A 20376-nucleotide genomic window follows, 5' to 3' on the forward strand; every position below is an offset into this window, starting at 1 on the left:
CCGGGCGCCGACCGCCTGGGCAACCCCCCCCCCCCGGGGGCCCCCCGGGCCGGCCCCGGGGGGGGGGCCCGCCCCCCGGGGGGGCCCCCCCGGGGCCCCCCCCCCTCTCCGCTGTGGTTCTACTTCGCCTGCGGCTTGCGCACCGTCAGGTGCAGTTCCTTCAGGCGGGCCTCGTCCAGCTCCGTCGGGGCGCCCATCATCAGGTCCTGGGCGTTGCCGTTGAGCGGGAAGGCGATGGTCTCGCGGATGTTGGGCTCATCGGCGAGGAGCATGACGATGCGGTCGACGCCGGGGGCGATGCCGCCGTGCGGCGGGGCGCCGAAGCGGAAGGCGCGCAGCATGCCGGCGAACTTGTCCTCGACCGTCTCACGGTCGTAGCCCGCGATCTCGAAGGCCTTGATCATGATGTCCGGCTCGTGGTTCCGGATCGCGCCCGAGGACAGCTCGACGCCGTTGCACACGATGTCGTACTGCCAGCCCAGGATGTCCAGCGGGTCCTGGGTCTGAAGGGCCTCCAAGCCGCCCTGCGGCATCGAGAAGGGGTTGTGCGAGAAGTCGATCCGCCCCGTGTCCTCATCCTTCTCGTACATCGGGAAGTCGACGATCCAGCAGAAGCGGAAGACTCCTTCCTCGAACTGGTCGGCCCGCTTCGCGGCCTCGACCCGGACGGCGCCCATGATCTTGGAGACCTCGTCGAACTCGCCCGCGCCGAAGAACACCGCGTGGCCGGGGGCGAGGGACAGCCGCTTGGTCAGCTCCGCGATGTTCGCCTCGGTCAGGAACTTCGCGATCGGGCCGGTCAGTGAGCTGTCCTCGGCCACCCGCACCCAGGCCAGGCCCTTGGCGCCCTGCGAGACCGCGTAGTCACCGAGCTGGTCGAAGAACTTGCGCGACTGGCCGGAGACGTCCGGCACCGGCAGCGCGCGCACGTGCTTGCCGGCGAACGCCTTGAACTCCGAGCCCTCGAAGACGTCGGTGATGTCGACGAGCTCCAGCTTGGCGCGCAGGTCCGGCTTGTCGGAGCCGTACTTCAGCATCGCCTCGCGGAACGGGATCCGCGGGAACGGCGAGGTGACGTGACGGCCGTTGCCGAACTCCTCGAAGAGCTCGGTCATGAGCTTCTCGATGGGCTGGAAGACGTCCTCCTGCTCGACGAAGCTCATCTCCACGTCGAGCTGGTAGAACTCGCCCGGCGAGCGGTCCGCGCGGGCGTCCTCGTCGCGGAAGCAGGGCGCGATCTGGAAGTAGCGGTCGAAGCCGGAGACCATCAGCAGCTGCTTGAACTGCTGCGGAGCCTGCGGCAGCGCGTAGAACCTGCCCGCGTTGAGGCGCGACGGGACGACGAAGTCGCGGGCGCCCTCGGGGGAGGTGGCGCTGAGGATCGGCGTCGCCATCTCGTTGAAGCCCAGCGCCGTCATCTTGTGGCGGATGGCCGAGATCACCGATGTCCGCAGCAGGATGTTGCGGTGCATGCGCTCACGGCGCAGGTCCAGGAAGCGGTACTCCAGGCGCCGCTCTTCGTTGACCCCGTCCTCGGCGTTGATCGTGAAGGGGAGCGGAGCCGCCGCGCCCAGCACCTCGACCTCGCCGACCTCGACCTCGACCTCACCGGTCGGCAGCTCGTCGTTGACGTTCTCCGCGCCGCGGGAGACGACCTTGCCGTCGATCCGGACGACGGTCTCCTTGGAGAGCCGGTCCAGGGTCTCGTAGGCGGGCGTGCCGGGCCGGGCCACGAGCTGCGTGATGCCGTAGTGATCGCGCAGATCGATGAAGAGGATGCCACCCAGGTCGCGCCGATTGTGCAGCCAGCCGCTCAACCGGACGTCGGTGCCGACGTCAGAGGCGCGGAGCTCGCCGCAGGTGTGGGACCTGTACCGATGCATCGTCGTTCATCCAGCCTTCGCGGATCGGGGTTTTGTTTCACGTGAAACTCCCCCAAGCCTACCGGCCGGTCCGAGATCGCCGCCCCAGGATTGTCCGTCGGTGCCGCGGGAACCGCCGGTAGCATTTTTCTCCTGAAACTCCATAAAGTGGGGCAATGCGCACAGGTGAGCCCCTGCCGTCCATGGGGGAAGTCCTCGCCCTCGTCGACACCGGCAGATGGCACTGGGACACGGCAACCGGGCTGGTCACGGTCGACGAGGTGGCGGCACGGCTCCTGGGACTGCCCGCCGAGCAGGCCACCCTCACAGAGGCCCAGGTGCGGGCACGACTGCACCCGGTCGACTGGAACGAGATCACCGGAGTGGTCCGGCTCGCCGTCGCCGAGGGCACCCTCGCCGAGGTACGCATCCGGATCATGGACAGTCGGGGACGGATCGTACGGGTGGTGCGCAGCCGCTCCAAGCCGACCTTCGACCCCCTGCGCAAGGCGTACCTGCTCACCGGAACCCTTCAGGAAGTCACCGATCCGACGCCCGGCACCCCCGCCGGCCGCAGGGCGGTCACCGGCGACTGGCGACGGTCCCGGGAGGCGTTCCTGCTGGACGCGGGCAGGGCGCTGGCCGAGGCGCGGTCGACGCAGGAAGTACTGCGGGTCACGGCGAACCTCTCGATGCCGGGCTTCTCACCGGACGGACTCGCGGTGTTCGGCGTGGCGGGCGACCGGCTCACCATCATCGGCCACTACGGACAGGAACCCGGCGCCGAAGACCCGTTCCACATGCCACTGGACACCCCCTACCCGGCCGCCGAGGTGGTACGGACGGGCCACGCGATCTACCTGTCCACCCCGCAGCAGTACCAGGCCCGCTATCCCCTCACCTGGCCGCTCGCCGAACGCTTCGGCCGCCACTCCTGGGCGTTCCTGCCGCTGGTCGTGTCCGGCCGCACGATAGGCACCTGGATGGCGGCCTTCAGCTACCCGGTCGCCTTCACCCCCGACGAGCGGTCGGTGCTGACCACCGTGGCGCGGATGCTGGCCCAGGCACTGTCCCGCGCGGGCACCGCCGAGAACGAGCGGGCCCTCACCGACGGCCTGCAGCGCTCGATGCTGCCGAGGCTCGGCCCTCAGCGCATCCCCGGAATGAGCCTCGCCGCCCGGTACATCCCCACCGGCGGCGGCCTCCAGGTGGGCGGCGACTGGTACGACGTGATTCCCCTGCCGAACGGCCGGTTCGCCCTGGTCATCGGGGATGTGCAGGGACACGACGTACGGGCCGCCGGGCTCATGGGCCAGCTGCGGATAGCCCTGCGGGCGTACGCGTCCGAAGGGCACCGGCCCGACGCCGTGCTCTCCCGCGCCTCCCGCTTCCTGTACGGGATCAACGAGGTGGACCCCGTCGATCCGCGCTTCGCGACCTGCCTGTACGTGGAGGTCGACCCCGCCGGTGGGATGCTGGACGTCGCCCGCGCGGGACACCCCGACCCGGTGGTCCGCATGCCCGACACGACCGTACTGATCCGGCAGACGGCCGGCGGACTTCCGCTGGGCATCGACCCGGACGCCGACTACCCCACCACCCGCATGGTCCTGGAGTCCGGCGAGACCCTGCTGATCTGCACGGACGGTCTGATCGAGACCGGCGGGCACGACCTGGACACCGGCTGGCAGCGGCTGCGCGACATCCTCGAACGCCACAGGGGCAGCCTGGAGGAACTGGCCGACGCTCTGGTCCAAGCGGTCCACGGTCCCTCCTCGCACCACACCACCGGCCCTCTGATCGACCGCCGCGAGGACGACATAGCCCTGCTGCTGCTCTCCCGTCGGGCCGAGGACCGCGGCTCCGGTGCGGGCCGGGACACCGTACGGCCGTCGCTGCGCCGCACCATGCTGACGGTGGAGCAGGCCGAGCCGGAGCGGGTCGCGGAGGCCCGGCAGCAACTGCGCGAGCTGCTGCACGACTGGTGCTCGACGGACCAGGTCGACTCGGCGGTCCTGCTCCTGTCGGAGGTGCTCACCAACGTCCTCGTGCACACGGACGCCGTCGCCCTGCTCGAAGTCGAGATCACCGACGGGCCTCAGGGCCGCCGGATGCGCATCGAGGTCACCGACGCGGGCGAGGACCTCCCGCACCTGCGCACACCGGGCGAGCTGGCGTCCTCCGGCCGCGGCCTGCTCCTGATCGAACTGCTGGCCCACACCTGGGGCGTCGTCCCGCGCGGCAAGGGCAAGAGCATCTGGTTCGAGCTGGACGAGGACGAGGCGGACACCCCGCCGGACAGGGCCGACGGGGCTGCTCCCTCGAAGCCCCACGAGGACCGCACCGCCCTCGACGACCGCGAGCCTCCCGAGGACGGCAAGCCCTACGAGGGCCGCAAACCTCTTGCGGACGGCAAGCCCCGGGAGAACCGCCCCACCCCGTGAAGGCCCTCACGACGGCTCGGGCTCCGGGGGCGACTTCGAGGACGGTTCCGCCGACGCGGTGTGGCGTTGGCGCAGTTCGTCCAGGACCCCGAGGACTGCCGCCGTCACCGGTACCGCCATCAGCATGCCGACGATCCCGGCGACCGAGGCACCGGCGGTGATGGCGATCATGACGACCGCCGGATGCATCTGCACGGTGCGGCTCTGGATCATCGGCTGGAGCACGTGCCCCTCCAGCGCCTGCACCGCGAGGACCACGCCGAGCACCCACAGCGCGATGAGGAACCCCCGGTCGGCCAGCGCCACCAGGATGGCCACCGCCCCGGAGATGAACGCCCCGAGGTAGGGGATGTACGCCCCGACGAAGACCAGCGCGCCCAGCCCGACGGCGCCCGGCACTTCGAGGATCAGCAGTCCGACGGTGATGCAGACCGCGTCGATGAGGGCGATGAGGGTGGTCCCCCGCATGAAGCCCTCGACCCCCTTGAAGGCCCGCCGGGCCATGGCCAGCACCACGCCCCCGGAGTCGCCCGGCACGAGCCCGCGCAGGGCGCCGGCGGCCCGGTCGGAGTCGCGCAGGAAGAAGAAGACGAGCAGCAGCGCGAGCACCGCCATGGCGAGCGCCTGGCCCACCACACCGACCCCGCTGATGACGCCCGACGCGGCCGTACCCCCGAACTTGGACAGCAGATCGCGCGCGTTCCCCACGATGTCGTCCAGGGAGGTGTCGGCCGCCCCGAAATGCCTGCTGAGATCGCGCGCCGCGGTCCTGAGCGAGGCGATGATCTGGTCCCCGGAATCGACCAGCGCGGACACGACGATGTACAGCGCCCCGCCGACCACCGCGACGACGGCGACACAGGTCAGGCCCGCCGACAGGGACCGCTGCACGCCGGCCCGCACCATCCGCCGGTGCAGTGGTCGCAGCAGAGCCGTACCGAGCAGGGCGAGCAGCACGGGAATCACGGCCGTCCGGAACTGCACGCACAGCAGCACCCCGACGTAACCGACCCCGCAGGCGAGCAGGATGACGGCACACCAGGCGGCGAAACGCCGAACGGCTTCGGGCAGCAACGGAGATGACGAGGAGTCCTGCATCGTCTCAGCCGATCACGCCCGGCACACCCTGTCCACCCGCCCGCCGCCCGCCCCCGGCCACCGCACCGGAAGCGGCACGTCACCCCCTCCTCCTTCCCCGGTCACCGCACCGGGAACAGCGAGTGGCCCCGCCCGGTGTCGGACGGGGCCACCACACACTCGGCCGGTCAGGAATCCCGGGGAGCCAGGGTCAGGACTCCCGGGATTCCAGGGGCTCCTGGAGCCCCTGGAGCTCCTGGGTCAGGACTCCTTCGGTCCCGACGCCGACATGCCGTGCACGGCCGGGACGGAGCCCAGCCGGCCCTTCTGGAAGTCGTCGAAGGCCTGCTGGAGTTCCTCGTGGGTGTTCATGACGAACGGCCCGTAGTGCGCCATCGGCTCCCGGATCGGCTGTCCGCCGAGCAGGACGACCTCCAGGTCCGGCGTGTTCGAGTCCTGCTTCTCGTCCGCGCGGACGGTCAGCGAGCCCCCGGCGCCGAAGACCGCCGTCTGCCCCAGGTGGACCGGACGGCGGTCGGTACCGACCGTGCCACGGCCGGCCATCACGTAGGCGAGCCCGTTGAAGTCCTCGCGCCAGGGCAGGGTGATCTCGGCACCCGGAGCCAGCGTCGCGTGGACCATCGTGATCGGCGTGTGCGTGATGCCGGGGCCCTCGTGGCCGTCCAGCTCACCGGCGATGACCCGCAGCAGCGCGCCGCCGTCGGGGGAGGTGAGCAACTGGACGCTGCCACTGCGGATGTCCTGGTAGCGCGGCGCCATCATCTTGTCCTTGGCCGGCAGGTTCACCCACAGCTGGAGCCCGTGGAAGAGGCCGCCCGACATGACCAGCTGCTCCGGCGGCGCCTCGATGTGCAGCAGCCCGGAACCGGCCGTCATCCACTGGGTGTCGCCGTTGGTGATCGTGCCGCCACCGCCGTTGGAGTCCTGGTGGTCGAAGATCCCGTCGATGATGTAGGTGACGGTCTCGAATCCGCGGTGCGGGTGCCAGGGCGTTCCCTTGGGCTCGCCCGGCGCGTACTCCACCTCGCCCATCTGGTCCATCATGATGAACGGGTCGAGATGGCGGTAGTTGATCCCGGCGAACGCCCGGCGCACCGGAAAGCCCTCGCCCTCGAAACCGCTCGGCGCGGTCGTGACGGTGAGCACGGGGCGTGCCACGGAGTCGGCCGAAGCTGTCACGCGGGGGAGCGTCAGCGTGTTCTCGACGGTCACTGCAGGCATGTCGGTACCTCTCTCTCGTACGACCATTTTAGTTGAGCGTTGAACTTCCTGCCAGCAGCAACAGAAAAAACCCGGAGGGCATTCCCTCCGGGCTCGGCAGGTTCCGGGGCGGGCGGAGATCACCCGCCCGTCACGCAATGACGGTGACCCCGGCGACGGCACCGGGCGTGCCCGCGGCCGGGGCGTCCGGGGCGGGCCCTAGCCATACATGCGCCGCATCGCGAACTCGACCATCTGCTCCACCGCCTTCGCGTCGAACACCATCCGGTGCTCGCCCTCCATGTCCAGCACGAAGCCGTAGCCGGTCGGCAGCAGGTCGATCATCTCGGCGCCGGTGATCACGAAGTACTTGGACTCCTTGCCCGCGTACCGCCGCAACTCCTTCAGCGAGGTGAACATCGGGATCACCGGCTGCTGGGTGTTGTGCAGGGCGAGGAATCCCGGGTTGTCGCCGCGCGGGCAGTACACCTTGGACGTCGCGAAGACCTGCTGGAAGTCCTCGGCGGTCACCTGCCCCGTGGTGAAGGCGCGCACCGCGTCCGCGAGCGACGGTGCGGACGGCTCCGGGTACAGCGGCGGCTGCTGCTGCTGCTGCTGCTGCTGCTGCTGCCCGTAGCCGCCCGGCATCTGCTGCTGCGGCGGGACATACCCCTGCTGTGCCCCTACGTTCTGGTCGTAGCCGTACATGCGCGCAAGCGTACCGAGAGCAGCACAGGGGCGGGCGGGTAAGGGCGGGTAATGCCTGACGGACAAGGCAGGACGGGCCGGCCCGCCGACGGCGCGGCACTCCGCGAAGCGGCCGCGGCCGGCTTCCGGTGATCCGCGGCCGGGTGCTCCGGGAAGCCCGCGGGGGCGTATCTCGTCACAGATGGCCGGATCTGGCTTGCTTCTTATTACTGGCGGGTAGCATCATCGTAGCCACTTGTTGGAATGCAAACCTGTGCGAGGAATCAAGTGCCTCGCCGTTCTCTCTACGGACCGGGAGCCGTCACCATGGGGCACTACAAGTCCAATCTCCGCGACATCGAGTTCAACCTGTTCGAGGTCCTCGGGCGCGACAAGCTGTACGGCACCGGGCCGTTCGAGGAGATGGACGTCGACACCGCGAAGAGCGTCCTCGAGGAGCTGACCCGCCTCTCGGAGAACGAGCTGGCCGAGTCCTTCACCGACGCCGACCGCAACCCGCCGGTCTTCGACCCGGAGACCAACACCGCACCGGTTCCCGCGTCCTTCAAGAAGAGCTACCAGGCCTTCATGGACTCCGAGTACTGGCGTCTGGGCCTGCCCGAGGCCATCGGCGGCACGACGACTCCCCCGTCGCTGATCTGGGCGTACGCCGAGCTGATCCTGGGCGCCAACCCGGCCGTGTGGATGTACTGCTCCGGCCCCGCCTTCGCCGGGGTCCTCCACGAGGAGGGCAACGACGAGCAGAAGAAGATCGCGCAGATCGCCGTCGAGCGGCAGTGGGGCTCCACCATGGTCCTCACCGAGCCGGACGCCGGTTCGGACGTGGGCGCCGGCCGCACGAAGGCCGTGCAGCAGGAGGACGGCTCCTGGCACATCGAGGGCGTGAAGCGGTTCATCACCTCGGGTGAGCACGACATGTCGGAGAACATCCTCCACTACGTGCTCGCGCGTCCCGAGGGTGCCGGCCCCGGCACCAAGGGCCTGTCCCTCTTCCTCGTCCCGAAGTACCTCTTCGACGCCGAGAGCGGCGAGCCGGGCGAGCGCAACGGCGTCTACGCGACGAACGTCGAGCACAAGATGGGCCTGAAGGCGTCCAACACCTGCGAGATGACCTTCGGCGACCGCCACCCCGCCAAGGGCTGGCTGATCGGCGACAAGCACGACGGCATCCGCCAGATGTTCCGCATCATCGAGTTCGCCCGCATGATGGTCGGCACGAAGGCGATCTCCACCCTCTCCACCGGCTACCTCAACGCGCTGGAGTACGCCAAGGAGCGCGTCCAGGGACCGGACCTCGCGAACTTCATGGACAAGGCCGCGCCCAAGGTCACCATCACCCACCACCCCGACGTGCGCCGCTCGCTGATGACGCAGAAGGCGTACGCGGAGGGCATGCGCGCGCTCGTCCTGCACACCGCCTCGGTGCAGGACACGATCGCGGTCAAGGCGGCCGCGGGCGAGGACACCTCGGCCGAGCACGCGCTCAACGACCTGCTCCTGCCCATCGTCAAGGGTTACGGCTCCGAGAAGGGCTACGAGCAGCTCGCCCAGTCGCTGCAGACCTTCGGCGGCTCCGGCTTCCTGCAGGAGTACCCGATCGAGCAGTACATCCGCGACTCCAAGATCGACACCCTGTACGAGGGCACCACCGCGATCCAGGGCCAGGACTACTTCTTCCGGAAGATCGTCCGCAACCAGGGCGCGGCCCTGAACTCGGTCGCCGAGGACATCAAGCAGTTCCTCGCCCTCGGCACCGGCGGCGAGGATCTGGCCGGCGCCCGCGAGCACCTGGCCAAGGCCGCCGTCGAGCTGGAGGCCATCGTCGGCCTGATGCTCACCGACCTCGCGGCCACCGAGCAGGATGTCAAGAACATCTACAAGGTGGGCCTGAACACCACCCGCCTGCTGATGGCCTCCGGTGACGTGATCGTCGGCCACCTGCTCCTCAAGGGTGCCGCGGTCGCCGCCGAGAAGCTCCAGACGGCCTCCGCCAAGGACGTCCCCTTCTACACCGGCAAGATCGCCGCGGCAAAGTTCTTCGCGGCCAACGTCCTGCCCGGCGTCACCATGGCCCGCAAGATCGCCGAAAGCGTGGAGCTGGACCTGATGGAACTGGACGAGGCCGCCTTCTAGGACCTCCCGGCACGGGTACCGGCACGGGTACCGGCACGGGTACCGGCACGGGTACCGGCACGGGTACCGGCACGGGTACCGGCACGGGTACCGGCACAGATACCGGCACAGATACCGGCACGGGTACCGGCACAGATACCGGCACAGATACCGGCACAGATACCGGCACAGATGCACGCGGGAGCGGACACGATCGGCCGATCCCGTCCGCTCCTCCCCGCGCCCGTACGAGGGCCCGCTTCCGCACCAGGAAGCGGGCCCTCGCCCTCGTTAAGGTGAACCCATGAGTGAACCCGCCCGTCCGTCTCCCGCCGCCGCCCCTCCGCGGAGCGCCGTACACGCGCCCCTCACCTTCGACCGCGGCCACACCGACGACCTCATGACCTTCCTCGCCGCCTCCCCCACGCCGTACCACGCGGTGGCGAACGCCGCCGAGCGGCTGGAGAAGGCGGGCTTCCGTCAGGTCATGGAGACGGACGCCTGGGACGCCGACACCTCGGCGGCTCCCGGAGCGGGCAGCGGCGGCAAGTACGTCCTGCGCGGCGGCGCGATCATCGCCTGGTACGTCCCCGAGGGTGCGGCGCCCCACACGCCGTTCCGGATCGTCGGCGCCCACACCGACTCCCCCAACCTGCGGGTGAAGCCGCGGCCCGACACCGGAACGCAGGGCTGGCGCCAGGTGGCCGTGGAGATCTACGGCGGGCCGCTGCTCAACTCCTGGCTCGACCGTGACCTGGGCCTGGCCGGCCGGCTGTCCCTGCGGGACGGCTCGACCCGGCTGGTGAACGTCGACCGGCCGCTGCTGCGCGTCCCGCAGCTCGCCATCCACCTGGACCGCTCGGTGAACACCGACGGCCTCAAGCTCGACAAGCAGCGCCACATGCAGCCGGTCTGGGGCCTGGGCGAGGACGTGCGCGACGGCGACCTCATCGCCTTCCTGGAGGACACCGCCGGGGTCCCCTCCGGCGAGGTCACCGGCTGGGACCTGATGGTGCACTCCGTGGAGCCGCCGGCCTACCTGGGCCGCGACAAGGAACTGCTGGCCGGCCCGCGCATGGACAACCTGCTGTCCGTGCACGCCGGCACGGCCGCGCTGACGGCTGCCGCCGCGTCCGGGGCCGGGCCGACCCACATCCCCGTCCTGGCCGCCTTCGACCACGAGGAGAACGGGTCACAGTCCGACACCGGTGCGGACGGGCCGCTGCTCGGCGGCGTGCTGGAGCGCTCGGTGTTCGCCCGCGGTGGCTCGTACGAGGACCGGGCACGCGCCTTCGCCGGCAGCGTCTGCCTCTCCTCGGACACCGGTCACGCCGTCCACCCCAACTACGCGGAGCGGCACGACCCGACGCACCACCCGCGCGTCGACGGCGGCCCGATCCTCAAGGTCAACGTCAACAACCGCTACGCGACGGACGGTTCGGGCCGGTCCGTGTTCGCGGCGGCCTGCGAGAAGGCGGGCGTGCCCTTCCAGTCGTTCGTCTCCAACAACTCCATGCCGTGCGGCACCACGATCGGCCCGATCACCGCGGCCCGGCACGGCATCAGGACCGTCGACATCGGCGTGGCCATCCTGTCGATGCACAGCGCGCGCGAACTGTGCGGCGCGAAGGACCCGTTCCTCCTGGCGAACGCGCTGACGGCGTTCCTGGAGGGGTAGGGAGCCCGCCCCGTCACCGGCCCCGCGTGCGCCGGGCGGTGAGTCGACCTCCCGCGGGAGCTCCGCGCCTCCCGCGGGAGTTCCGCGCATTCCGACGGGAGGCCTACTCGCCGCCGAAGCATGAGTGATGGCCGCCCGGGTATCCGGAGGCAACCGGAAGGACCGGGGAAGAACCGGAAGAACCGGATAGGGAGGCGGCACTCATGGGACTCGGAGGGTGCATCATCCTGATCGCCGTAGGGGCGATCCTCACCTTCGCGACCGACTGGGACATGCAGGGAGTCAACCTGAACCTGGTCGGCGTCATCTTCATGATCGTCGGTCTGATCGGCGTGGCGACCTTCAGCAGCATCGCCCGGCGCAGGCGTGTCGTCGTTCCGCCGGCCACACCGGTCATCGACGACACCCGCCCGCGCAGCCGCGACGGCTACAGCGACGGATACGGGGTCTGATCGGGCGTCACCGGGACCCGTACGCCACGCTCGTGCCATGTACACCGCATGTGCCGGGGGTACGCCGCATGCCGACAATCGGCCTAGTGACGGCGTCGGGAGGCGGGCTGCGGGGCACCCGTGATGGCATGAGATTCCTCGTACGCGACCGGCTCCTCGGAATCGGTGACGACTACTGGATCGAGGACGACCAGGGCAACAAGGTCTTCCTCGTCGACGGCAAGGCCATGCGGCTGCGGGACACCTTCGAACTGAAGGACGCCCGGGGCCGTGTGCTCATCGACATCCGCAAGAAGATGTTCGCCCTGCGCGACACCATGGTGATCGAGCGGGACGGCGAGGCGCTGGCGGCGATCCGGCGCAAGCGGCTGTCCCTGCTGCGCAACCACTACCGGGTCACTCTGGCCGACGGCACCGAACTGGACGTCAGCGGCAAGATCCTCGACCGTGAGTTCGCCGTGGAGTACGACGGTGAGCTGCTCGCCGTGATCTCGCGGCGCTGGCGGCACATCCGGGAGACGTACGGCGTCGACGTCGTACGGGACGACGCGGACCCGGCACTGCTGATCGCGGTGGCGGTGTGCGTGATCCACCTGGCGGAGAAGGAGCGGGAGGGCTAGGGGCCGGGCCCGGCCCGGCCCCAGGGCCCACCCCGGACACCTGCCCCGGGTCCGTTCAGGGGCCGCCCGGCTCCGTTCAGGCCCCGCCCGGGTCCGTTCCCCGGGGCGAGGGCTCAGCGGTGCGGGCTCAGCGGTGCGGGCGGTCCAGGCCCAGGACGCGGTCCTTGAGGGCCGGGAACCGATCGCGGGTCTTCGCCACCTCCGCCGGGTCGAAGTCCACCGTGAGGACCTGCTCCCCGGGGCCGGCCTCCGCCAGGACCTCTCCCCACGGATCGACCACGATCGAGTGACCCGCCTGCGGAACTCCGGCGTGGGTCCCGGCCGTTCCGCACGCGAGGACGTACGCCTGATTTTCCACGGCCCGCGCCCGCGCCAGGAGCGTCCAGTGGGACCGGCGGCGCTCCGGCCAGCCCGCCGGGACGACGAGCGTCTCGGCACCGGCGTCGACGAGAGCGCGGAAGAGTTCGGGGAAGCGCAGGTCGTAGCAGGTCGCGACGCCGAGCGTGGTGTGCGGCAGCGGCACGGTCACCAGCGCGTCGCCCGCGCTCATCAGGACGGCCTCGCCCTGGTCGAAGCCGAAGCGGTGGATCTTGCGATAGACGGCGGCCAGGTCGCCGGCGGGGGAGAGGACGAGCGAGGTGTTGTAGAGCGGCCCGTCGCCCGTGGCGGAGCCGCCGTCGGCGGCGGCCCGCTCCGGGACGGAACCCGCGTGCAGCCATACCCCCGCGTCGCGCGCGGCCGCGGCCATCGCCTCGAGGGTCGGCCCGTGGAGGGGTTCCGCCTCGCGCGCGAAGTCCTCGTGGGCGAAAGCGCCGGTCGTCCACAGCTCCGGCAGGACGACGAGGTCGGCCCCGGCCTGTTCCCTTACCAGAGCGGCGACCCTGCGCCGACGGGATTCGACCGATTCGCCCTCGTTCACGGCGACTTGGAGCAACGAAGCGCGCACAATACCACCGTCCTGGCATTTGACTCGTCGGCACGGCCTACGATCGTCACACGAAAGCACTGCCGGGGTGCCTCACAGCAGCGTAACTTGGGGGCCCTCCCGGTTCGAGCGTAGTCGAGAACCGGGGGAGTCCCCAGACGCCCGCCGAGCGCAGCCACCGCCCACTGGCACCGCCGCCACAACCTGCCCGTGTACCGACCGCCGAGGGGTCCCGTTCCGTGAGTCTGCATCCCACCCTCCAGCCCTACGCCGACGCCTGGAACCAGTCCGTCGAGGCGATATCCGAGCTGGTGCAGCCGCTCGTGGAGGCCGACTGGAACCGGCGGACGCCGTGCCCGGGGTGGTCGGTCCGCGATGTGGTCTCCCACGTCATCGGTCTGGACTGCGAGATGCTGGGCGACCCGCGCCCGATCCACACACTGCCGCGCGACCTGTTCCACGTCACCAACGACCAGCAGCGCTACACGGAGATCCAGGTCGACGTACGCCGCCACCACACGGCGCCGGAGATGACCTCCGAGCTGGAGTACACGATCATCCGCCGCAACCGCCAGCTGCGCAACGAGTCGCGTGAGCCGGGCAGGACGGTGCGCGGCCCGCTCGGCTCGGAGCTCACCCTGGAGGAGTCCATGCGCCGGCACGCGTTCGACGTGTGGGTGCACGAGCAGGACCTGCGCGCGGCCCTCGGCCGTCCCGGCGACCTCGACTCCCCCGGCGCGCACGTCGCCCGCGACGTGCTGCTCGCGGAGCTGCCGCGGGTGGTCGCCGAGAAGGCTCAGGCACCGCGCAGCTCGGCCGTGGTCATCGACGTCCACGGGCCCGTGGAGTTCCTGCGCACCATCCGCGTCGACATCCAGGGCCGCGGCACGCTGGAGACCGCCCCGGCGCTCGGCCCGGCCGTCACGCTCGGCCTCGACTGGGAGACGTACGTCCGCCTGGCGTGCGGCCGGGTGACGCCGGACGCGGTGTCGGACCGGCTGAAGACGGAGGGCGACCCGGATCTGGCGGCGGCGATCCTGCGGCACTTCGCGGTGACGCGGTAGGACCTGCCGGCGGGAGCGGGGGTGCCGGGGCCCCGGGGCGCCCCGGACGGCACCCGGGCCCCCGGGCCCCGGGCCCCGGGCCCGGGGCCCTGGCATACGTCCCCCGGGCACGCGTCCCTACACCGGCACGTGCACGCTCTGCACCCGGCCGACGACCAGCCGTTCCCGCTCCCTGCGCGCCGCCTGCCCGCGCAGCCGCAGGATCTGGGAGAGCCCGAAGGCCTGGAGGACGAAGACGGCGGCGAAGGCGACGCCGTAGTCCCCGCCGGTGGCGTCCAGCAGCACGCCGACGGCGAACAGGGTGGTCATGGACGCGATGAAGCCGCCCATGTTGGTGATGCCGGACGCCGTGCCCTGCCGCTCCGGCGGGTTCACCGGGCGGGAGAAGTCGAAGCCGATCATCGAGGCCGGACCGCAGGCACCCAGCACCGTGCACAGCACCACCAGCAGCCACATCGGCGCCGTCTCGCCCGGGTAGGCCAGCGTGGCCGCCCACAGCAGGGCCGTCACCCCCACGGTCCCGAGGACCAGCGGCAGCCGCGCGCCGTGCCGCCGGGCGATCAACTGGCCGTAGACGAGCCCGAAGACCATGTTGGACAGCACCACGAGGGTGAGCAGCTCACCGGCGGTGGCCCGGGACAGCCCCTGGGCCTCGACGAGGAACGGCATGCCCCACAGCAGCAGGAACACCATCGCCGGGAACTGCGTGGTGAAGTGCACCCACATGCCGAGCCGGGTCCCCGGTTCGCGCCAGGAGGCGGCGATCTGCCGGCGTACGTAGGTGGCGCCCCGGTGCGCCACGGAGTCCGGCTCGTGACCCTCGGGATGGTCCTTCAGGAACAGCAGGAGCAGGACGAACACCACGACACCCGCGAACGCGCTGCCCCCGAAGGCCGCCGTCCAGCCGATGCCGTGCAGCAGCCGGGCCAGGACCAGGGTGGAGACGAGGTTGCCCGCCATGCCGGCCAGCCCGGCGAGCTGCCCGATCAGCGGCCCGCGCCGGGCCGGGAACCACCGGCTGCCCAGCCGCAGCACGCTGATGAACGTCATGGCGTCCCCGCAGCCGAGCAGGGCGCGGGAGGCGAGCGCCATGCCGTACGACGGGGAGAGGGCGAAGCCGAGCTGTCCGACCGTGAACAGCACGACGCCGATGCCCAGCACCTTCTTGGTGCCGAGCCGGTCGACGAGCAGGCCGACGGGTATCTGCATGCCCGCGTAGACCAGCAGTTGGAGGATGGAGAAGGTGGACAGGGCGGAGGCGTTGACGTCGAAGCGGTCGGCGGCGTCGAGACCGGCCACCCCCAGGGACGTACGGAAGATGACGGCGACGAAGTAGACCGAGACACCGATCCCCCACACCGCCAGGGCACGCCGCCCGCCCGGAGGGTCCGCGGGCAGCGGACTCCCGCCGGGTCGACGGAATCCGGGGGAACCCGCGGGGTCGCCGGCACCGCTCGTGCCGGTCATCGCACTTCCCCCCGGGCCAGGTGGGAGAACCAGCCGACGTGCCGGTTGACGACCTCGGCGGCCGCCTCCGGGTCCCCCGAGCGCAGCGCCTCGAGGATCTCCTGGTGCTCGGAGAGGGTCTTCGCGATGCGGTCGGGGTGCGAGTACATGACGGCGACCCCCATGCGCAGTTGTCGGTCGCGGAGCTGGTCGTAGAGGCGGGAGAGGATCTCGTTGCCGCCGCTTCGGACGATCTCCGCGTGGAAACAGCGGTCGGTGACGGACGCGGCGGCGAAGTCGCCCGCGGCGGCCTGTTCCCTCTGCCGGGCGAGCAGCGCCTCCAAGCGCTCGATGAGCCCGGGGGGCGCGGGGACGGCCTTGCGCACCGCGTGCTCCTCGACGAGCAGCCGGGTCTCGACGACGTCGGCGATCTCCTGCGCGGAGACGGGCAGGACGAGGGCGCCCTTCTTCGGGTAGAGCCGGATCAGGCCCTCGGCCTCCAGCCGCAGCAGCGCCTCGCGCACCGGGGTGCGCGAGACCCCGGCGGCGTCGGCCAACTCCCCCTCGGTCAGCAGGGTGCCGCCCTCGTAACGGCGGTCGAGGACACCCTGCTTGACGTGGGCGTAGACGCGCTCGGCGGCGGGGGGTTGCTTCACGGGGGCCAGGCTCATGGCGACAGGATAGATACAACACGTACCTATGAACGCATCCGTCCATCATGCGGACCGGAAGGCCGAAGCCCCGACGGACCGGCGCCCCGGGCCCGCGACCCGGACCGACGGACCGGCGCCCCGGGCCCGCGACCCGGACCGACGGACCGGCGCCCCGGGCCCGCGACCCGGACCGACGGACCGGATCAACGGGCCCGCGACCCGGACCGACGGACCGGATCAACGGACCGGCGAACCAGTAGGCGGCTGAGGCCCGGTGGCCTGCGGACCGTCGAGCCGCCCGACGCGCCGGCGGACCGTCGAGGCGGCCGGCGAAATTCGCACACCCCGGCGCACAACCATCCACACCGCTTGCGCGTCAGACTGATGCGGCCCCACTCAGCCGCACCTCAAGTCGGCCGCAGCAATGGGGCATTCAACCTAATCGGGGTACCTCACTTGAATATCGGCACTCAGAGCATCCGCCTCCGTCGAGCCGTCGGCGTCGCCGTCACCACCGGCGCCGTACTGGCCTCCGGAGCCCTCTACGCGTCACCGGTCCAGGCTGCCGCCGCACCCACGATCGCCGCCAAGGGCGGCTTCGTGATGAACAACGCGAACGGCAAGTCGCTCTACACCAAGGCCGCGAACACCCGCCTTTCGACCGGTTCCACGACGAAGATCATGACCGCGAAGGTCGTGCTCGCGCAGAAGAACCTGAACCTCGACGCCAAGGTCACCATCCAGATGGCCTACAGCGACTACATCGTGGCGAACAACGCGTCGTCCGCGCGCCTGATCGTGGGCGACAAGGTGACCGTGCGCCAGCTGCTGTACGGGCTGATGCTGCCGTCCGGCTGCGACGCGGCGTACGCGCTGGCCGACAAGTTCGGTACGGGCTCGACGCGGGCCGCCCGGGTGAAGTCCTTCGTCGGGAAGATGAACGCCGACGCGAAGAAACTGGGTCTGAAGAACACCAACTTCGACTCGTTCGACGGCATCGGCAAGGGCAACAACTACTCCACGCCGCACGATCTGACGAAGATCACCAGCAGCGCGCTGAAGAGCGCCAACTTCCGCGCGATCGTCAAGACGAAGACGTACACGGCGAAGACCGTCACGAAGACGGGCAGCACCCGCACCATGGCGCCGTGGACCAACACCAACGGTCTGCTCAGCAGCTACAGCGGCACGATCGGCGTGAAGACCGGCTCGGGCCCGCAGGCCAAGTACTGCCTGGTCTTCGCCGCGACGAAGAACGGCAAGACCGTCATCGGCACGGTCCTCGCCTCGACCGGCTCCGCCCAGCGCGAGGCGGACGCCAAGAAGGTCATGAACTACGGCTTCGGCCGGATCTGACACCCGGGCCACAGCGCAGGGGCTCACCGTTCGCGGTGGGCCCCTGTCCCATGTGGGGTCAGACCGTTCCGATCAGGGCGTCGAGGATCAGCTTCTCGGCGAAGCAGAAGGCGACACCGCACACGGGGGCGAGCACGGCGCACAGCCAGAACCGGGGCTCCCGGGCGCGGGCGAGACGGTACGTCAGGAAAGCGGTGAGCAGCACGCCGGCCGACAGGAAGACGACCGCCTCCGTCCAGTAGCCGAGCGCCAGGCCCAGCCAGAGCCCTTCACCCAGCACCACCATCGCGATGACCGCGCCGGCCACCGCCCGCACGTCCCCGCGCCCGCGGCGCACCGTCCATCCGGCCCACCCCAGCAGGGGCCCGCCGGCCAGCCCCGCCACCGACCACACGGCGGCGGTGCCGAGGCCTCCGGCCCCGAAGGTGTTCCCGAGCGTGGACGCCGCGTAGTAGCCACCACAGGTGGCGAGCATCATCAAGGCTCCACCCCAGACGGCGAGTTGCCTGCTGCGGATCAGCGCCCCGGCCGCGGCGGTCCACAGGATCCAGGTGGACACCGAGTTGGTCGCCCGCTCCAGCAGGGGTGTCGTCCCGTGCAGGGTGTACGTCGCCCAGCCGAGCAGCAGCCCGAAGGCCAAGGTCGCGGCGAGGGCGGTGGCGGGGGTGTCGCGGCGCAAGGCGATCACGGTGGTCATGTCCGGCACTATACACATGAGGTATACGTGCAGTGTATACGCGCGGTGCATACTCGTCGGGATCCGCGTTCGAGGGCCGTTCTCGGCGGTACCGGCGCTCGGCGACCTCGCGTTCGGCGACCTCGGCGCTCGGCGACCTCGGCGCTCGGCGGCCCAGAAACGGAGATCAGCGGTGACGGCCGACCGCCGTGCGGGGCACCGGGACAGCCGTCGGGCCGAGAGGCGTCCGCACGCCCAGGTGGGGTGGTGCGGGTGTACTCGCGTCCGCTGCTCCTCGTCGACGAGGAGCAGCGGGGAACCGGCGGGGAACCGGCGCTCAGGTCCCGCGGTGCTCCACCGCGTCCTCGGCTTCGGGGGTCGCGGCCCGGACCGCGCCGGTGGTGGTGAAGCGTTGGCGGTAGGCGGTGGGGGTGGTGCCGAGATGGCGGACGAAGACGCGGCGGAGGGTTTCGTCGCTGCCGAACCCGCTGTGCCGGGCCACCGAGGTGACGCTGTGTCCGTCGAGGAGGAGTTGTCGGGCGCGGTCGAGACGGACCCGCTCGACCCAGCGGGCGGGAGTGGTGCCCAGTTCCGTGTGGAACAGCCGGGTCAGGTGCCGGGGGCTGACGGCCGCGGCGCGGGCCATGGACGGCAGGTCGTGATCAGCGGCCGGGTCGGCCAGCACGGAACTGATCAGGGTCCGCAGGAGACCGTTGCGCGCGGGCGCGGTGGCGGCCGTGGTGAACTGCGACTGCCCACCCGGACGCCGCAGGAAGACCACCAGTTCGCGTGCGATGCGGCGGGCCGCTTCGGCTCCGTGGTCGTCCTCGACGAGGGCCAGTGTCAGGTCGATGCCCGCGCTGATGCCCGCGGAGGTGACGAACCGCCCGTCGCGGACATGGATCGCGTCCGGCTCGACGCGTACCCGGGGGTGACGGCGGGCGAGCGTGTCGGCATGCCGCCAGTGAGTGGCCGTCCGGCGCCCGTCGAGCAGGCCGAGTTCGGCCAGGACGAAAGCGCCGGTGCACACCGAGGCGACCCGCGTCGCCCGCGCGGCCACGGTACGGGTCGTCGCCAGCAGCTCCGCGTCCACCGGCTGCTCGGCCAGGCGGTCGCCTCCGGCCACGAGCACCGTGTCGATCCGTCCGGCTTCGGCCGCCGTCACGGTGCCGCTCAGCGGCATCCCGGTCGAGGTCCTGACCTCTCCGCCGCACGCCGAGATCATGACCAGGTCGTAGGGGTGGCCGAGCCGGCCCGCCTGGTGCAGGACCTCCGCGGGGCCACTGACGTCCAGCATGGTCACACCGTCGAACACCACGAAGCCCACCCGGTGCGTCATGTCCGAATCCGTGGTTTCTCTGTCAGGAAGGACATGGCGCCATGGTACGCACCGGGAGACCCTGGAAGCCGGTCCCCGAAACGAGGAAGTGGAGAGAGACCATGAGCGAGACGATTACCGACGTGCGGATCCCGGACAGCGCTCTGGCGCGGGAGGCGACCGAACTGGTCCGTGAGGCGGCCTCACCGCTGCTGTTCGACCACTCCCGGCGCGTGTTCCTCTGGGCAGTGCTGCGCGGGCGCGAACAGGGGCTTTCGTTCGATCCGGAGCTGCTGTACGTAGGGGCGATGTTCCACGACCTGGGACTGACCGAGCGGTTCCGCCGCACCGACCAGCGTTTCGAGATCGACGGCGCCGACGAGGCACGGCGGTTCCTGCACGCCCACGGCGTCACCGGCGAGGCGGCCGACCGGGTCTGGACGGCGATCGCCCTGCACACCACGCCGGAGATCCCGCTGCACATGGCCCCCGAGATCGCCCTGGTCACCCGGGGGGTGGAACTGGACGTGCTGGGCATCGGCTACCACGCGGTCTCCGACGGACAGCGTGCGGCCGTGCTGGAGGCCCACCCCCGCCCGGACTTCAAGAACCGGATCCTGGCCGCGTTCACCGAGGGCATCAAGGACCGCCCCGAGACGACGTTCGGCAACGTCAAGGCCGATGTGCTCGCCCACTACGTGCCCGGATTCGTCCGCGGCGACTTCGTCGAGGTCATCAAGGACTCCGCCTGGGCCGAATAGCCC

General features: G+C 70.7%; 17 protein-coding genes. 8 read left to right on the forward strand and 9 right to left on the reverse strand.

The window, feature by feature from the left end; all coding sequences use genetic code 11:
- Positions 1-119 precede the first annotated feature (119 nt).
- The gene (aspS, locus tag ACFYQA_RS02895) at positions 120-1883 is read right to left on the reverse strand and encodes an aspartate--tRNA ligase (protein ID WP_388910665.1); all 1764 of its coding nucleotides are present in this window, start codon (positions 1881-1883) and stop codon (positions 120-122) included.
- A 155-nt stretch (positions 1884-2038) separates the two neighbouring features.
- Here aspS and ACFYQA_RS02900 point away from each other — a divergent pair, with 155 nt between their 5' ends.
- Positions 2039-4306, forward strand: a complete 2268-nt coding sequence (locus ACFYQA_RS02900) for a SpoIIE family protein phosphatase (protein ID WP_388910668.1) — start codon at positions 2039-2041, stop codon at positions 4304-4306.
- Between the two features lie 6 nt (positions 4307-4312).
- On the opposite strand, the gene ACFYQA_RS02905 is transcribed toward ACFYQA_RS02900, so the two are convergent.
- From ACFYQA_RS02905 to ACFYQA_RS02915, 3 genes are all read right to left on the reverse strand, one after another.
- Complete coding sequence (locus tag ACFYQA_RS02905) at positions 4313-5404, reverse strand: AI-2E family transporter (protein ID WP_388910671.1); 1092 nt, start codon at positions 5402-5404, stop codon at positions 4313-4315.
- A gap of 240 nt (positions 5405-5644) precedes the next feature.
- Entirely contained in the window at positions 5645-6625 is a 981-nt protein-coding gene (locus tag ACFYQA_RS02910; RefSeq protein ID WP_388910674.1) for a pirin family protein, read from the reverse strand.
- Between the two features lie 198 nt (positions 6626-6823).
- The gene (locus ACFYQA_RS02915; protein ID WP_350850749.1) at positions 6824-7312 is read right to left on the reverse strand and encodes an SseB family protein; all 489 of its coding nucleotides are present in this window, start codon (positions 7310-7312) and stop codon (positions 6824-6826) included.
- Between the two features lie 306 nt (positions 7313-7618).
- On the opposite strand from ACFYQA_RS02915, the gene ACFYQA_RS02920 reads away from it, so the two are divergent.
- The 4 genes from ACFYQA_RS02920 (at position 7619) to ACFYQA_RS02935 (ending at position 12174) form a co-directional block, all read left to right on the forward strand.
- The gene (locus ACFYQA_RS02920) at positions 7619-9445 is read left to right on the forward strand and encodes an acyl-CoA dehydrogenase (RefSeq protein ID WP_388911091.1); all 1827 of its coding nucleotides are present in this window, start codon (positions 7619-7621) and stop codon (positions 9443-9445) included.
- Between the two features lie 283 nt (positions 9446-9728).
- The gene (locus ACFYQA_RS02925; protein ID WP_388910677.1) at positions 9729-11102 is read left to right on the forward strand and encodes a M18 family aminopeptidase; all 1374 of its coding nucleotides are present in this window, start codon (positions 9729-9731) and stop codon (positions 11100-11102) included.
- A 203-nt stretch (positions 11103-11305) separates the two neighbouring features.
- Complete coding sequence (locus ACFYQA_RS02930; protein WP_386393832.1) at positions 11306-11554, forward strand: DUF6458 family protein; 249 nt, start codon at positions 11306-11308, stop codon at positions 11552-11554.
- Positions 11555-11682: 128 nt separating this feature from the next.
- Positions 11683-12174 carry an LURP-one-related/scramblase family protein gene (locus ACFYQA_RS02935; protein ID WP_388910680.1) on the forward strand — a complete coding sequence of 164 codons (492 nt, stop codon included), beginning with the start codon at positions 11683-11685 and terminating at the stop codon, positions 12172-12174.
- A gap of 127 nt (positions 12175-12301) precedes the next feature.
- Here ACFYQA_RS02935 and ACFYQA_RS02940 read toward each other — a convergent pair whose 3' ends face one another.
- On the reverse strand, positions 12302-13120 hold the full coding sequence (locus ACFYQA_RS02940; protein WP_386393835.1) for a carbon-nitrogen family hydrolase: 819 nt from the start codon (positions 13118-13120) through the stop codon (positions 12302-12304).
- Between the two features lie 218 nt (positions 13121-13338).
- Between ACFYQA_RS02940 and ACFYQA_RS02945 the strand changes: the two genes are divergently transcribed.
- Positions 13339-14163, forward strand: a complete 825-nt coding sequence (locus ACFYQA_RS02945) for a maleylpyruvate isomerase family mycothiol-dependent enzyme (protein ID WP_388910683.1) — start codon at positions 13339-13341, stop codon at positions 14161-14163.
- 117 nt (positions 14164-14280) lie between these two features.
- On the opposite strand, the gene ACFYQA_RS02950 is transcribed toward ACFYQA_RS02945, so the two are convergent.
- A complete protein-coding gene (locus ACFYQA_RS02950; protein WP_388910686.1) occupies positions 14281-15630 on the reverse strand; it encodes a nitrate/nitrite transporter in 1350 nt (449 codons plus the stop codon).
- A complete protein-coding gene (locus ACFYQA_RS02955) occupies positions 15627-16280 on the reverse strand; it encodes a GntR family transcriptional regulator (RefSeq protein WP_388910688.1) in 654 nt (217 codons plus the stop codon). The genes ACFYQA_RS02950 and ACFYQA_RS02955 overlap by 4 nt, the downstream gene beginning before the upstream one ends.
- Before the next feature lie 438 nt (positions 16281-16718).
- Here ACFYQA_RS02955 and ACFYQA_RS02960 point away from each other — a divergent pair, with 438 nt between their 5' ends.
- On the forward strand, positions 16719-17618 hold the full coding sequence (locus tag ACFYQA_RS02960) for a D-alanyl-D-alanine carboxypeptidase family protein (RefSeq protein ID WP_388910691.1): 900 nt from the start codon (positions 16719-16721) through the stop codon (positions 17616-17618).
- Between the two features lie 58 nt (positions 17619-17676).
- On the opposite strand, the gene ACFYQA_RS02965 is transcribed toward ACFYQA_RS02960, so the two are convergent.
- The gene (locus ACFYQA_RS02965) at positions 17677-18315 is read right to left on the reverse strand and encodes a DUF6518 family protein (protein ID WP_388910694.1); all 639 of its coding nucleotides are present in this window, start codon (positions 18313-18315) and stop codon (positions 17677-17679) included.
- A 316-nt stretch (positions 18316-18631) separates the two neighbouring features.
- Complete coding sequence (locus tag ACFYQA_RS02970; RefSeq protein ID WP_388910697.1) at positions 18632-19633, reverse strand: GlxA family transcriptional regulator; 1002 nt, start codon at positions 19631-19633, stop codon at positions 18632-18634.
- Between the two features lie 101 nt (positions 19634-19734).
- Between ACFYQA_RS02970 and ACFYQA_RS02975 the strand changes: the two genes are divergently transcribed.
- Complete coding sequence (locus ACFYQA_RS02975; RefSeq protein WP_388910700.1) at positions 19735-20373, forward strand: HD domain-containing protein; 639 nt, start codon at positions 19735-19737, stop codon at positions 20371-20373.
- The last annotated feature ends 3 nt before the right edge of the window (positions 20374-20376 follow it).

This window comes from Streptomyces sp. NPDC005774, from assembly GCF_042871645.1.
GTDB lineage: Bacteria > Actinomycetota > Actinomycetes > Streptomycetales > Streptomycetaceae > Streptomyces > Streptomyces pratens.